The 14617-nt window shown below is 60.2% G+C and carries 11 protein-coding genes; 1 reads left to right on the top strand and 10 read right to left on the bottom strand.

The genetic code is table 11. The annotated features are described in order from the left end of the window. Positions 1-171: 171 nt before the first annotated feature. From recA to dapB, 10 genes are all read right to left on the bottom strand, one after another. On the bottom strand, positions 172-1275 hold the full coding sequence (gene recA / locus HMPREF2845_RS03730; RefSeq protein ID WP_060823733.1) for a recombinase RecA: 1104 nt from the start codon (positions 1273-1275) through the stop codon (positions 172-174). A gap of 390 nt (positions 1276-1665) precedes the next feature. Continuing rightward, positions 1666-1887 (bottom strand): DUF3046 domain-containing protein, encoded by a 222-nt coding sequence (locus HMPREF2845_RS03725; protein ID WP_005507110.1) that lies wholly within the window; start codon positions 1885-1887, stop codon positions 1666-1668. 180 nt (positions 1888-2067) lie between these two features. Next, positions 2068-2475 carry a helix-turn-helix domain-containing protein gene (locus tag HMPREF2845_RS03720; protein WP_070633927.1) on the bottom strand — a complete coding sequence of 136 codons (408 nt, stop codon included), beginning with the start codon at positions 2473-2475 and terminating at the stop codon, positions 2068-2070. Positions 2476-2713: 238 nt separating this feature from the next. Further along, positions 2714-3304 (bottom strand): CinA family protein, encoded by a 591-nt coding sequence (locus tag HMPREF2845_RS03715; protein WP_070633926.1) that lies wholly within the window; start codon positions 3302-3304, stop codon positions 2714-2716. Positions 3305-3403: 99 nt separating this feature from the next. Further along, a complete protein-coding gene (pgsA, locus tag HMPREF2845_RS03710; protein ID WP_049356045.1) occupies positions 3404-4051 on the bottom strand; it encodes a CDP-diacylglycerol--glycerol-3-phosphate 3-phosphatidyltransferase in 648 nt (215 codons plus the stop codon). 200 nt (positions 4052-4251) lie between these two features. After that, positions 4252-7446, bottom strand: coding sequence for an FtsK/SpoIIIE family DNA translocase (locus tag HMPREF2845_RS03705; RefSeq protein WP_070633925.1), 3195 nt, complete (start codon positions 7444-7446; stop codon positions 4252-4254). A 268-nt stretch (positions 7447-7714) separates the two neighbouring features. Continuing rightward, positions 7715-9430 (bottom strand): ribonuclease J, encoded by a 1716-nt coding sequence (locus HMPREF2845_RS03700; protein WP_070633924.1) that lies wholly within the window; start codon positions 9428-9430, stop codon positions 7715-7717. A gap of 382 nt (positions 9431-9812) precedes the next feature. Further along, positions 9813-10748, bottom strand: a complete 936-nt coding sequence (gene dapA / locus HMPREF2845_RS03695; RefSeq protein WP_070600699.1) for a 4-hydroxy-tetrahydrodipicolinate synthase — start codon at positions 10746-10748, stop codon at positions 9813-9815. 193 nt (positions 10749-10941) lie between these two features. Continuing rightward, positions 10942-11604 carry a tetratricopeptide repeat protein gene (locus HMPREF2845_RS03690; RefSeq protein WP_049345103.1) on the bottom strand — a complete coding sequence of 221 codons (663 nt, stop codon included), beginning with the start codon at positions 11602-11604 and terminating at the stop codon, positions 10942-10944. Between the two features lie 9 nt (positions 11605-11613). Next, positions 11614-12384, bottom strand: coding sequence for a 4-hydroxy-tetrahydrodipicolinate reductase (gene dapB / locus HMPREF2845_RS03685; RefSeq protein WP_049345105.1), 771 nt, complete (start codon positions 12382-12384; stop codon positions 11614-11616). 252 nt (positions 12385-12636) lie between these two features. On the opposite strand from dapB, the gene HMPREF2845_RS03680 reads away from it, so the two are divergent. Continuing rightward, positions 12637-14583: an acyltransferase family protein gene (locus HMPREF2845_RS03680; RefSeq protein WP_070633923.1), complete on the top strand. Its 1947-nt coding sequence runs from the start codon at positions 12637-12639 to the stop codon at positions 14581-14583. The last annotated feature ends 34 nt before the right edge of the window (positions 14584-14617 follow it).

The raw sequence follows: 14617 nt of genomic DNA, 5'->3' as shown, positions 1-14617 counted from the left end.
ACCCGTGCGCCCGGCTATACGGCGCTTCCCCATTGTAACGAGGCGCTGTCTCAGCGCCCGCTCTTACTCCATTTAACGTGCTCCCGTTAACGACAGATTGCCGTGCACCGTGCGGAATGCACAGCACACGGCAATCAGTCGTGGCGTTAGCAAGAAGCTACGCGGGCGGGTTTAGAACTCCTCAGCCAGCTCGTCCAGCGGGTCGTTACCCTCGGACTCAGCGGCTACCTGCTCCTCAGCTTCTTCCTCAATGATGCCCAGCTTCACCAGAACCTTGTACTGCAGTTCCTCGGTGAGCTCGGGGTTGTCCTTGAGCAGCTTACGAACGTTCTCGCGGCCCTGGCCCAGCTGCTCACCATCGTAGGTGAACCATGCGCCGGACTTCTTGACGATGTCGTTCTCCACCGCCAGGTCCAGGATGCCACCCTCAACGGAGATGCCCTCACCGTAGAGGATGTCGAACTCAGCCTGCTTGAAGGGCGGAGCCATCTTGTTCTTCACGATCTTGGCGCGGGTTCGGTTACCGATCGGGTTAGCGCCGTCCTTGAGGGTCTCAATGCGGCGGATGTCGATACGGACCGAAGCGTAGAACTTCAGCGCCTTACCACCGGTGGTGGTTTCGGGAGAGCCGAAGAAGACGCCAATCTTCTCACGCAGCTGGTTGATGAAGATTGCGGTGGTGCCGGTTGCGGAGAGGCGGCCGGTAATCTTACGCAGCGCCTGGCTCATGAGGCGAGCCTGCAGACCCACGTGGGAGTCACCCATGTCGCCTTCAATTTCGGCGCGGGGAACCAGCGCGGCAACGGAGTCGACGACCACGATATCAACGGCGCCGGAACCAACCAGCATGTCCATAATTTCCAGTGCCTGCTCACCGGTGTCGGGCTGAGAGACCAGCAGCTGGTCGATGTCCACGCCCAGCTTAGCCGCGTAAATCGGGTCCAGTGCGTGCTCGGCGTCAATGAATGCTGCCACGCCGCCTGCCTTCTGAACGTTCGCTACAGCGTGCAGCGCAACGGTGGTCTTACCGGAGGACTCGGGACCGTAAATCTCGATGACGCGACCGCGGGGCAGACCGCCAATACCCAAAGCGGCATCCAGGGCGATAGCGCCGGTGGAGATAACCTCGGTCTTGGTGATTTCCTTATCGCCCAGGCGCATGACTGCACCCTTGCCGTAGTTCTTGTCGATCTGTGCCATCACGGCTTCAAGTGCCTTGGCGCGACCCTCTTCGGGAACGCGAGCTACGCTCTGAGACTTGGTGTTCTTAGCCACGGTAGTACCTCGTTCTTTGTGTTGTCAGTGGTTGACGGGAGTAATGTTTCTTCGGAATCGGTGGGACTCGTGATCGAGACCTTGAAGGTTTTGGCCTACCGGTTCCTTCTGAGACTACTCTAGGGTCACAGCCTGACAGGATAAGGCCATTTTTTAAAATCTGTGGAAAACTTTGAAGATTTTTCCGAAAAATTCCTGATGTGGAAAAGTCTAGCATGAGTCGAACAAAATTACGACACGGTTTCGAATAAATCGGATAGGGTTTCGGCATATATTTTCGAAAATCCCCGGATTATCGGCTAATTATTCGAAAATACCTCCCGCGCAGGCGCTAGCACTCGAACAAACGGTAGGCCCCGCCCCTACGCGAGAAAGCGCCAGACTCACCGACTAGCGCAATGGCTCCTTATCGGGGCCCAGGCGACGCTCCTGCGGAATCTCCTGCTCCTCACAGATCGCAAGCCACACATCCTTCGGGTTAACCCCCTGGTCCAGCGCCTCCGCAGCGGTCACATGACCCAGCGAACCCAGCACCAAATCACGCGCCAGCACCGGAGCATACCCGGCACCGAACTCATACTCCATGCACGCCCAAAATTCGCTCAGCTTCACAAGCACTCCTTACGCTTCACCGCTAGTTCGCTTCATAATTCGTCACATCACCCACATCTCGCCCGAGAGCAACCCCCCAGAATAAACCGAGAGTAAAGCCAGAATAAGCGATGCCGCACACCCACCTTACGGGGATGCACGGCATCGCTTCACGTTTAGCGCGGCATGTGCCGCCTCGCATTACTTCGAGAGAACGTAGTAATCGCTCTTGTACTGCTCAGACATCTCAGCCGGAACAGTATCCGGAATCTGAACGCCCTCGAGAACCGCCATACGGTCGGCAACCTCACGCAGCATCTGGGACATCGGAATATCCAGAGCCTGGCAAATCCACGCCAGCAATTCGGAGGAAGCTTCCTTCTGACCGCGCTCAACTTCGCTCAGGTAACCGAGGGAAACACGGGCACGCTGGGAAACCTCACGCAGGGTGCGGCCCTGACGCTGACGAACATCGCGAAGAACCTCACCGATTGCCTGTCGCAGGGGAACAACCTTAGCTTCCTCAACGACCGGGGCGACCTGTCGGGGGGTCTCCTCGATTTCCTTCCACTTAGTAATGCCATTAATCGATACGCGCTGCTTAGCCATGAGCTTCTATATCACTTTCCTGAGTAGGTATTCCCGACCTGCGGGACTGTACAGAGTTAAGCCTAACTGATTTTTGAGGCGCGAGCTAGGAGCCTCGCCATTTTCGTCCTCTTCTTACGGCTTGTATCTATTCAAACAGGCGAACCTATGCCTTTATTCCTGCGGAGCTGAGAGAACCCTGTGAATATATTTGAACCGTAAAACTTTTTCTCAGATAGGTACCGTACAGCCCTGCACGCTACGCCAGCTCGTCCTTCAGAACCCCACCGGCACCGCCACGCACCGCACGCGCCAGCAGAGCAATCGCATCCGCGCTCGCCGCCGCACGAATCTGCGCGCGATCCCCCGAATAGTGGCGCTCAAACACCTCAGAACCACCCGGGGAACACACGCCAATATAGACCGTGCCCACCGGCTGCCCATCCGCAGGATCGGGACCGGCAACACCCGTGGTCGACACCGCATAATCGGCACCGCACACACGCGCCGCACCGACCGCCATCTGCACCGCCACCGCAGGATGCACCGCACCCTCACGCGCCAGCAGCTGAGCATCCACTCCCAGCACCTGCGCCTTCACCTCGTAGGCGTAGGAAATCACGCCGCCACGGTAATACGCGGATGCGCCCGGCACCGTACAAATCGTGCCGCCAACATCCCCGCCGGTCAGCGACTCAGCCGTCGCCACCTGCACCGGGCCTTCCTGGGAGGCACGCAACCGCACCGCATCACGCAGCAGCAGCGCCGCCGCCTCCGGGGTGCCGGAGAAAACCTCAGCGGAGGAAAGCCCAGCGGACAGAGCATCTTCAAGTACGAGGGGAACCATCATTCTCTCCTTTCAGCGGCGCACCGCCGCCCGAACCTTACGCGGTACACACCGCACCGCAGGTACAGCGAAGGGGAGCAGCACACGCCACTCCCCTCGCCTCTAGTTACCGCCGCCCTGGGAGGCCTGAGCCTGCAACCAGTTACGACGCAAAATATACGCATCACGCACATACACCAGACCGGTCCACACGGTAATCGCGGTGACCGCGCCCATCAGAACCCAACCCGGAATCAGCCAACCGATACCCAGCTGCCCCAGCGGCAGAAGCATCAGCACCAGCGCCACCGTCTGCAGCACGGTCTTAATCTTGCCGCCCTTACTAGCGGCCATCACACCGTACTTAATAACGAACAGACGCATGATCGTAATGCCCCACTCGCGCAACAGAATCACAATCGTGACCCACCACCACAGCTCACCCAGCGCCGACAGCACAATGAACGCCGCGCCAGTGAGGAACTTATCGGCAATCGGGTCAGCAATCTTACCGAAGCTCGTAATCAAGTTACGCGAGCGCGCCAGGTAGCCGTCCGCCCAGTCCGTGAGCATGGCAAGAATGAAAATAATCCACGCGAGCCAGCGGTGCGTCGGATCAGCGGCACCAAAGGTACCGCCCGCGACTAGGGCAACGATGAAGAAAGGAACCGCAATAATACGCAGAACCGTCAACACATTCGGCACGTTCCAGTTCGAAGGCTTCGCTGTGCTGACCGCACCGGCGGGTGCGGAATTGCGAGCTTCACTCATATCGGCTCCTTACGGGTAGATGGCTTTCGACGGTGAGAGACCGCATACGCACCGACACCTAATCGTATCGGGGGTACGCAAACACCCCGTACCGTCCATTATACGTGTGCCGTAGCAGACATCACGGGGACGATACGGGGTGTATGTCGCGAGTTCACCCAGCCGAGTGGACTCAGCCGAATGGATAGGGCGCTGAAAGGCTAACGGCCGGTCAGCTGCCAGGCGTCCTCCGAGCCATCATCATCGGGCTCATCGAAATAGTCGGTGACCGCCTCGCCCGGGTCCACCGCGTTCGCGTACGGGTCGGCAGCCGGAGGCTCCTCACCGCGAATACGCGCCAGGGTCGCCTGCAGGTCATCCGGGCGGATGAGCACCTCACGTGCCTTCGAGCCCTCCGAGGGGCCCACCACGCCCTGCGACTCCAGCAGGTCCATGATGCGGCCAGCCTTCGCGAAGCCCATGCGCAGCTTACGTTGCAACATCGAGGTCGAACCGAACTGGGTCGTAATCACAATCTCCGCCGCCTGTAGCAGATCATCGAGGTCATCGCCGATTTCCTCATCAATCTGCTTCTTCGCGGCAGAGACCATCACGTCCTCACGGTAGATGGTCGGCGCCTGCTTCTTCACGTGCTCAACCACGGCGTGAATCTCAGATTCAGACACCCACGCACCCTGAACACGCATCGGCTTCGAGGCACCCATCGGCAGGAAGAGCGCGTCACCCTGACCGATCAGCTTCTCAGCGCCGGGCTGATCCAGCACCACGCGAGAGTCAGTGACCGAGGAGGTCGCAAACGCCATACGAGACGGAACGTTCGCCTTAATCAGACCGGTCACCACATCCACCGACGGACGCTGGGTCGCCAGCACCAGGTGAATACCCGCCGCACGCGCCAGCTGCGTAATACGAACAATCGCCTCTTCCACGTCACGCGGAGCGACCATCATCAGGTCGGCGAGCTCGTCAACAATCACCAGCAGGTACGGGTACTCGTGCACCGTGCGCTTGCTACCGGGATCGGGCTGAACCTTACCCTCACGCACCGCCTTGTTGAAATCGTCCACGTGCTTGTAGCCGTAGTGGGCGAGGTCGTCGTAACGGGCGTCCATCTCACGAACTACCCACTGAAGAGCCTCAGCAGCCTTCTTCGGGTTCGTAATGATGGGCGTAATCAGGTGCGGAATACCCTCATAGGCGGTCAGCTCCACACGCTTCGGGTCAACCATCACCAGGCGCACCTGGTCGGGAGTTGCACGCATCAGAATCGAGGTGATCATCGAGTTCACGAACGAAGACTTACCGGCACCGGTCGCACCAGCGACCAGCATATGCGGCATCTTCGCGAGGTTCGCCAGCACGAAGCCGCCTTCAACGTCCTTACCCACACCCATGACCATCGGGTGCTGGTTCGCGTGAGCCTGCGGGGAACGCAGCACATCACCCAGGGCAACGGTCTCACGGTCCGTATTCGGAATCTCAATACCGATTGCGGACTTACCCGGAATCGGGGACAGAATACGAACATCCGGGCTCGCCACAGCGTACGCAATGTTCTTGCTCAGCGCCGTCACACGCTCCACCTTCGTGGCGGGACCCAGCTCAATCTCGTAACGGGTCACGGTCGGGCCACGCGAGAAGCCGGTGACCTGCGCATCCACCTTGAACTGCTCCAGCACGTTCGTCAGAGCCTCAACCACGTGCTCGTTGACCTCGGAGGATTCCTTAGCGGGCGGGCCAGAAACCAGCATCTCCTCAGAAGGCAGCACGTACGCGCCGCGGGAGGACTGCACAACCTGCTCACCGCGTGCCTGCTCGGTGGTCGCCACCTGAGTATTGTTCTGCAGCGGGCGGGATGCGCCAGCCTCGGGCGCTCGCGAAGCCGCGGGAGCCGCGTTCTTCGAGTGCGCGCCGGGCGAGTGCATGCGGGTCGGAATCGGAGGCTGTGCCGCGGATGCTGCAGGAGCCTGGGATGCGGAAGCCGAGGTAGCAGACTGTGCAAGGTTCACCACCTGGTGCGGTTTCGTCTGCGGTGCAGCTTCCTCAGAAGCACCGAAGCCGTCATATGCCTCAACGTCAAAGAGAGGCTCCTCGCCAGGAATACGGTTCACGCGGCCGTTCGCCACGGCGGCACGCTGCACCTGATCCAGGCGGGCTGCGGGTGCATCCGACGCCTCAACGTCGAAGAGGTCAGGGCTGCTCGAATAAGCACCGTTCTGTGCAGAAGTACCCTGGGCGGACGTACCCTGCGCGGCCGGTGCCTGGTTGAGGCGACCGGGCAGACGGGACAGACGGTTCGGCTTAGCCGCCGGGCGCGTCTGCTGAGCGGATCCCTGCGCAGAATCCTGTGCAGAGTCCGCCGGCTGTACCGGCATCTGCGTGGTCTCCGGGTGAGTCTCATCCACCACGGCACTCACGAATGCTTCATCACCGGCGTACTCGTCCAGGGAAGAATCGGTCGAGGCAGCGGGAGCAATGCCCAACCAACCGCGCAGACGAGAGAACAGGCCGCCAGACTTCGGAGCCGTACGCGCCGGCTTCTCATCCTCGTACAGGTAGCTACGGTCGTGCTCCTCAGCGTTCAGATCCACGGTCTGAGTCGCATCCGAAGGGCTATCCTTCGCGGAGGTTCGAGTCGTGCCGTTAGGCTTCTCACCCAAAGCCAAACCGACCAGGTGCAGGGTACGCGGCACCACCTGACGAATCGGGGTATTCGTCAGAACCATCAGACCGGCAATACCCAGTAGCAGGTGAATCAGAATCTCAACGAACGCAATACCCCCGCTCAAACGCACAATGGGGGTGCCCAGCAGCACGCCAGCCACGCCACCACCAGCCCAGACGGCGTCAAAACCATCCGCGAACGTCGGGTGACCCGCATGGCGTGCAAAGAACAGGGATGCCGCCATCAGCATGATGAAGGACCCCACCGCCACGCGGTTATTACGTTTAATCAGGTCGGGCCCACGGAAAACACACCACGCCATGATGAGGCAGAACACCGGAATCAACAGGGCGCCCTGACCGAAAATACCACCCAGCATGGTGTGCCAGGCGTCCAGGGGCGCGCGCAACAAACCGAGGGAGGTGTGGGCACGCCAGTTGTACCACTCCACTCCGGCGCTAATCATGCCGAACAGCAGGATGGTGAGCGCGCCACCGTCACGGCGGTCTTCGGGCGCAAGGTCGGTGCGCACCGCGCCAATGGAGCGGAAGAGCCCACCGATAGCGTGAGCGATGCTCAGCCAGACGGAGGAGATAGCGCCCGCTACAGGGTTCGCCGCGTTGGCACCGCGCTGGGCACCGCCTCGGGAGGTGGTGCGCTTGCGGGTGGTCTTCTTAGTGTTTGCTTTAGTAGAGGTCGTGTTACGACCCTTCGTGGTCCGTGGAGCCATACCTTTTAGGGTATCAACCTTCCCGTTAATGTACCGATTCTTTCGTTATCAGTGAGCTAAAAAGTGCGCCCCGCCCGGTGCCTATAGAGGTGTTGATAGGGCGCTGATGAGGCGCTTCTCCCCTACTGCGTTCGCTTTCGCCGAGCTTTCACGCAGCTTTCGCGCAGCTTTCACGCGTACGTTGCGCAGATACACGGCAGGCGGGGCCGACACAACGTATCGACCCCGCCTTTTCGCTGTTTACGGGCAGCTAGCCTCGCGCAGAGTGTTAGTTCTTCGCGGCCTTCGAGGTGTTCTCAACAACCACGGGAACAATCATGGGCTTGCGGCGCAGACGGCGAGAAATCCAGGCACCGATGGTGCGGCGCACAATCTGCTGTAGTTGCTGCACGGTGTGTACCTTCTCGGGTGCGCGGTGCAGAGCATCCTCCAGAGCGGCGGTAATCTTCGGAACAATCTCGTCAAAGACCGAGTCGTCCTCAGCGATACCGCGAGCGTGAATATCCGGGCCGGTCACCACGCGCTTAGTTGCGCGGTCAATGACGGTCACGATGGACACGAAGCCCTCTTCACCCAGGATGCGGCGGTCCTTCAGGTCGCTCTCGGTGACCTCACCGACGGAGCGGCCGTCAACGTACAGGTACTCGCAGGGAACCTCGCCCACCACGGACGCCACGCCATCACGCAGATCCACGACGGTACCGGACTCGCAGAGCAGCACGTTCTTCTTCGGAACGCCGGTCTCCATCGCCAGGTCACCGCTAGCAATCAGGTGGCGAACCTCGCCGTGAACCGGCATAACATTCTTCGGCTTGAGGATGTTGTAGCAGTACAGCAGCTCACCCGCGGCAGCGTGACCGGAAACGTGGACCTTCGCGTTGCCCTTGTGCACCACGTTAGCGCCCAGCTTCATGAGGGCGTTGATGATGCGGAAGACGCTGGTCTCGTTACCGGGAATCAGCGAGGAGGCGAGCACCACGGTGTCGCCGGGCTCAATCTGAATCTTGTGGTCACCGTTCGCCATGCGCGACAGTGCCGCCATCGGCTCGCCCTGCGAACCGGTGCACATCATCACGATCTGGTCGGGGCGGTAGTCGTCAACCTTCTTCAGGTCCACCAGCACGTTGGCGGGAACCTTCAGGTAGCCCAGCTTCTCAGCGATGGTCATGTTGCGGACCATGGAGCGGCCCACGAGCACGACCTTGCGGCCACGCTCAGCGGCTGCGTCCAGAACCTGCTGCACACGGTGAACGTGCGAGGAGAAGGACGCCACAATGATGCGGCCGCTCGCGTCACGGAATACGTTCGACAGCACCGGACCGATGTGCTTCTCGGTCGGGGTGAAGCCGGGAACCTCAGCGTTGGTGGAGTCCGGCAGGAACAGGTCCACGCCCTCCTCGCCCAGGCGAGCGAAGTGGCGCAGGTCGGTGATGCGGCCATCCAGCGGCAGCTGGTCCATCTTGAAGTCACCGGTGTGCAGAACCTTGCCAGCCTTGGTACGGATGTAAACAGCCAGTGCGTCCGGAATCGAGTGGTTCACAGCAACGAACTCGCACTCGAACGGGCCGAAACGCTCCACCTGGTGTTCCTTCACCGCGAGGGTGTAGGGCTTGATGCGGTGCTCGGCGAGCTTCGCCTCGACCAGCGCCAGGGTCAGTTCGGAGCCGACCAGGGGGATGTCGGGGCGGCGGCGCAGCAGGTAAGGAACCGCACCGATGTGGTCCTCGTGGCCGTGGGTCAGCACCATGGCGACCACGTCGTCCAGACGGTCGACAATGTAGCTGAAGTCGGGCAGAATCAGGTCCACGCCGGGCTGGGACTCTTCGGGGAAGAGCACGCCGCAGTCAACAATCAGCAGCTTGCCGTTGATTTCGTACACGGTCATGTTACGACCGACTTCGCCCAGACCGCCCAGGGGCACCACGCGCAGGGTGTCCTTCTTCAGGCGGGGAGGCAGGGGAAGATTCGCTTCAAAGACGCTCATCGTGTGTCTCCTCTTTCTTCTATGTTTTCTTGTGATGTCTGTGATTCGTAGGCGACGCTTCGTACCGCAAGCACCCCAGCCGACTCTCATGTGCCGAGGCGGTGGTGCTGCCGGTGCGTCCAAATCACCGAAAGTATTCAAAAGTATTCGGGGCGTAGTGCTCGGGTGCCTCTGACTAAGTTGGACCCCTGTCTGAGTGGGAGCCGAATCATTGGGCGGTAAACCGCGACAATACGCCAGAGCGGACCCCTCACCTAGTGTTAGGTGTGGAGTCCGCATCCGTTGGCTACATCACTCGCCCCGAAAGCGGGGCGTAGGGTAGCCGAATTCCTCTATATATACGCTCCCGACGCCATTGCGTGCGCCGGGTATGCGTCAAAGTTTAGGAGTTCTTGAGGGTGTGAGCGATGCTCGAGGAGAGCAGGTCAGCTCGCATAGCCTGTGCCACCTCCGGCTCGGAGAGTACGTGCGGCAGGCGAACAACAGGCTCATCCAGCACACCCTGCCAGGAAAGAATTTCCTTGGCAGCAACGCAACCGGGGGCACGGCCCATAGTTGCTCGGACAATCGGAGTCAGTTCCAGGTGAAGACGCTGAGCCTCCACCAGGTCCTGTGCAACGACAGCATCAATCAGGGCACGGAAGAGTGCAGGTGCCACGTGTGCGGTCACCGAAACGAGACCGACGGCACCCATTGCCATCCAGGGAAGGGTCAGTCCGTCGTCGCCGCTGTAGTAGTGCAGGTCGGTGGTTGCCATGACCTCGGTTGCGGCACCGAAGTCTGCCTTGGCGTCTTTCACCGCTACAATACTATCAATTTCTGCAAGGCGACGGTAGGTTTCGGGTGCGATGGGGATGCCCGCACGACCCGGAATATCGTAAAGCATGACGGGGGTCTCAGTTGCCTGCGCAACGGTCGCAAAATGGGCGTAGACACCCGGCTGAGTCGGCTTGTTGTAGTAGGGAGTCACGACCAGCAGGCCGTCCACGCCAATCTTTTCGGCACGGTGCGCCAGCTCAATAGTATGCGCGGTGTCGTTCGAACCAACACCGGCAATAATCTTCGCGCGAGAACCAACGGTATCCTTCACAATCTGGAAGACGCGCTCGTTCTCGTCATCGGTCATGGTGGAGTACTCACCGGTGGTACCGCAGACCACCAGGCCGTCGTGGCCGTTCTCCACAAGGTAGTTCGCCAGGTCTGCAACCTGCTTTTCATCCACGGAGCCGTCCTTCGCAAAGGGGGTCACCATTGCGGTCAGGAGGCGACCGAAGACAGGTTCAACAAAAGTACCGGGGTTCGAAAGGTTCTCAGACATATGTCCAGAGTACGCCCGAAATGCAGATTTTTGCTACAGAACGCATAAGTTTTCATGCGTGTTCTACTATTCGGACTCTTTCAAACCCGCGGTACTTCCACGAGAGCCTATGAAACCGGGCACATAGCCTCGGCGTTATCAGTCTCATACCGAAAATAAATGTGGCATTGACTAGGGATCACAAGGTCAGAGCCTAACGCATGCCCTTCGCCTGACCACCCGAACGCAACGCCCACGCGTTACGCATCGCCGCACGAGCACGCTTACGCTCGCCACCCGCATCATACATGCACGCCAGGTTGAACCACGCCTTCCAGCTATTCGGCTCCTGCTCCACTGCCGCCGCGAAGCTCTCAAACTCCACCGCCGCAGCCTCACGGTCCACACGACCCGCCGGGGTGCGCGGCAGGGTATCCTCCGCCAGCTCACCCGAAGCAGCCAGCTCCTGAGCCATACGCTGAATACGAGCGCCGAAAAGCACCTCACGCACCAGCGCCCACGCACCCAGAATCGGCAGCAGAATCATACCCGCACCAAGAACAATGCCAGCCACAGAACCGGACGTCAGCATCACGAAGCCCTGCTGCGCAATATGCACCAGGTACAGGGTCAGTAGCGCGCAGGTCAGCGCCGCGAAAGTCTTACCCCAGCCGCCTGCATCCACCGTCACGAAGACAGCGCTAAAAATCAGCACACCCAAAATAGAGGCACGCGCTGCCAGAGGTAGCGGCAGAATCAGTACGGTCAGCACCATCAGCACGCAGGCGCAGACAGTCCACAGACGCAGTGAAGTCCACCAGGGGCTACGAGCCTCGGAAGATACCTGCGAGGCGTCGGGTGAAGTCTGTTCAGACATAACGCTCCCCTACGACAAATCCATGTAGGCGTCCAAGCCCACGCTCAAACCCGGATGCGCCGCCACCTCACGCACACCCAACAGCACGCCGGGCATAAAGGAGGTACGGTCAAAGGAATCATGACGAATCACGAGCTGCTGACCGGGGTCACCCAGCAGAATCTCCTGATGCGCCACCATGCCGCGCAGACGCACCGCATGTACGTGAATATCGTCGATTACGGCACCACGCGAACCCAAAGGATCGGAGGTGGTGGCATCCGGGCTTGCACCCACGCCAGCCTCCGCGCGGGCGGCAGCCACCTTACGGGCGGTGTGCACAGCGGTACCGGAGGGGGCGTCCACCTTATTTGGGTGGTGAATCTCGATAATCTCTACAGACTCGAAGTAGCGTGCCGCCTTCGCCGCGAACTCGGTGGCGAGAATCGAACCAATCGCAAAGTTCGGGGCGATGAGCACACCCACCTCGGGGTGCTCAGCCAGCAGTTCGCGCAGGGAGTTCAGACGCTCGGGGGTCCAACCGGTCGTACCGACCACCGCGTGCATACCGTGCTCCACCGCGAAACGCACATTCGCCTCGCTGGAATCGGGAACGGTCAGGTCAATAACAATCTCTGCACCAGCATCGACCAGCTCCTGCAGGTCGTCGCCGCGGCCCAGTGCCGCCACCAGGTCCATGTCTGCGGAGGTGTTGACGGCGCGCACCGCCTCAGAACCCATACGGCCCGCGGCACCGAGTACCGCTACCTTCCAGATTTTTTCGTTACCCTCGCGGGCCATCTTCTCTCCTCCGTAACTTATGAGCACCCCGACGATGGGGCAGACGCTGTGACGTACAGCCTCTATTATCCCCGTGTGAGCGCGGTGCACGCCATCGCACACGCTGGGTGAGATGCCCTGCGGAACCTCAGCGGCATAAAAAGCGAAGTAATCTAACCGTCATACAAGCCGTTTAATACGTTATCTAAAGTTAGCAACCATATAATTAGGAAGTATTTCTATAATTTCCATCCTACGGAGTGCTTTGACAGTATGAAGTCCCTCTTTACCTCCTCCGTGCGTCCAGATGAGGCTAACCGGCGTTATATTCTGCCGGGTCTGGACGGTCTGCGAGCAATCGCTGTGCTCCTCGTGATGGTGTACCATTTCTGGCCCACCGTACTACCCGGCGGCATGATCGGCGTGGATATTTTCTTCGTCATCTCCGGTTTCCTGATTACCTCCCTGCTTCTGCGTGAAGGTGCTCTCACCGGCAAAATTGCCCTGGGCAACTTCTGGATTCGCCGTGCCCGCCGACTACTTCCCGCCATTACCCTGCTGATTCTGGTCATGGGACCGGTCAGCCTGCTCATTGGCGGCGATATTCAGGTGAACCTCGGCCGACAGCTCGCCGGTGCGGCGACCTTCTCGTCCAACTGGATTTCCATTTTTGCCGGTAATGACTACTTCGCGCAGACCTCCCCGGAGCTCTTCACAAACTTCTGGTCCCTGGCAGTGGAAGAACAGTTCTACGTGGTGTGGCCGCTGCTCATTGTTGGCGCCGGCGTGCTGTTGCGCCGTTCGTGGCGTCGCTTCAGCGTGGTTATGGTGCTGGGCATTATTGCGTCACTGAGCGTTGCTACCGCTCTTCTGATGTCCGGCGCACCCATTAGCCGCGTCTACTACGGCACCGACACTCACCTGTACGGCCTGCTGCTCGGCGCCCTGCTGGCGTTTGCGCGCCCCTGGTCGCTGTACCCGCCGTTGCAGCAGTCCGTGCTGTACCGCGTGGCTCAGCCCTTCGGCCTGGTTGCCTTCGCCCGCGTCATGATCAGCTGGCTGTCCCTGTTCGCTCTGATTCCCTACGCAATTCTGGTTCCCGAGTCGGCTCCCGGTGCGATTCCCTGGGGTCTGTTCGGCGCCTCCCTGCTGGCGCTGGGCGTGATTCAGGGCATGCTTCCGGACATGCTTGCTGGCGCTTCCGAGGTGCTGCGCCGCCTGCTGAACTTCGCTCCCCTGCGTTGGGTGGGTGAGCGCTCCTACGGCCTGTACCTGTGGCACTGGCCGCTCGCCGTGGTCATGCACTACCTGATGGGTGCGGACCGTTCCCCGCTGGTAAATGTGGGCGTTTTGGTGGCGACCTTCGCGATTGCGGAGATGTCGTACCGCTGGGTTGAGACCCCGATTCGCCGCTACGGTTTCCGCGGTAGCGCTAATCGCGTGGTGGCGGCTTTCCAGTCTTCACGCACTAAGTTCCTGCCGGTTTCGGTGGCTCTGGCTGTTGTGGTGGCTGCCGCTTCGACCGGTCTGGCGGTGCACACCGCTCCGGCGATGACTACCGCGCAGCAGTCCGTTGAGGACGGCAAGCGTGCCGCCGCTGAACGCCTGAAGGCTCGTCAGGAGGCGCAGGCTGCGAGCGCATCGGCAAGCCCGAGCGCTGCGGGTAAGGACGCGAAGGCTTCGGCAAGCCCCTCGGCATCGAAGGCTGCAACCGGTTCGGTGGACTCTTCGCAGGTGACCATTGTGGGTGACTCCATTGTGGTGGCGGTATCCCCCGAGCTGTACGACAAGATGCCCGAAGCAACTATTGACGCGCAGGAAGCACGCACCATCGCTAAGGCCCTGCCGATTATTAAATCCATGGGTGCCAACGGTCAGATTCGTAAGACCTTCGTGCTATCGGTGACCGCTAACTCGACCATTCTGGACGGTCAGCTCGACGAGGTTCTGGCGGCTATGCCTGCCGATTCTAAGCTGGTGCTGGTCACCGGTTACGGCCCGCGCAACCTGACTTGGATTGACTACTCGAACGGTAAGATTCGTGAGTTTGCGGCTCAGCATTCTGATCGCGTGATTATTGCGGATTGGAACTCTGCGATCCGCCAGGCTCTGCAAACTCAGAGCGGTCTGCTGGCCTCTGACGGCGTTCACCCGGAGGCTGCCGGTCAGGAACTCTACGCCCAGGTGCTGATGGAAGCTATTGCCAAGGCACAGAAGTAGTAGCTCTCAGCAGTAGCTCTCAAAGGTAGCTTTT

Origin of the sequence: Rothia sp. HMSC065B04 (assembly GCF_001812285.1) — a bacterium.
Lineage (GTDB): Bacteria > Actinomycetota > Actinomycetes > Actinomycetales > Micrococcaceae > Rothia > Rothia mucilaginosa.
The sequence above is the reverse complement of the archived record's forward strand: the minus strand, read 5'-3'. Positions and strand labels throughout refer to the sequence as shown.

Excerpts from the sequence above, each read along its gene's own strand:
- HMPREF2845_RS03705 (WP_070633925.1), bottom strand. The coding sequence starts at position 7,446 with ATGGCTCCACGGACCACGAAGGGTCGTAACACGACCTCTACTAAAGCA.
- HMPREF2845_RS03720 (WP_070633927.1), bottom strand. The coding sequence starts at position 2,475 with ATGGCTAAGCAGCGCGTATCGATTAATGGCATTACTAAGTGGAAGGAA.
- dapB (WP_049345105.1), bottom strand. The coding sequence starts at position 12,384 with ATGGCCCGCGAGGGTAACGAAAAAATCTGGAAGGTAGCGGTACTCGGT.
- HMPREF2845_RS03715 (WP_070633926.1), bottom strand. The coding sequence starts at position 3,304 with ATGATGGTTCCCCTCGTACTTGAAGATGCTCTGTCCGCTGGGCTTTCC.
- HMPREF2845_RS03700 (WP_070633924.1), bottom strand. The coding sequence starts at position 9,430 with ATGAGCGTCTTTGAAGCGAATCTTCCCCTGCCTCCCCGCCTGAAGAAG.
- HMPREF2845_RS03690 (WP_049345103.1), bottom strand. The coding sequence starts at position 11,604 with ATGTCTGAACAGACTTCACCCGACGCCTCGCAGGTATCTTCCGAGGCT.
- dapA (WP_070600699.1), bottom strand. The coding sequence starts at position 10,748 with ATGTCTGAGAACCTTTCGAACCCCGGTACTTTTGTTGAACCTGTCTTC.
- HMPREF2845_RS03680 (WP_070633923.1), top strand. The coding sequence starts at position 12,637 with ATGAAGTCCCTCTTTACCTCCTCCGTGCGTCCAGATGAGGCTAACCGG.
- pgsA (WP_049356045.1), bottom strand. The coding sequence starts at position 4,051 with ATGAGTGAAGCTCGCAATTCCGCACCCGCCGGTGCGGTCAGCACAGCG.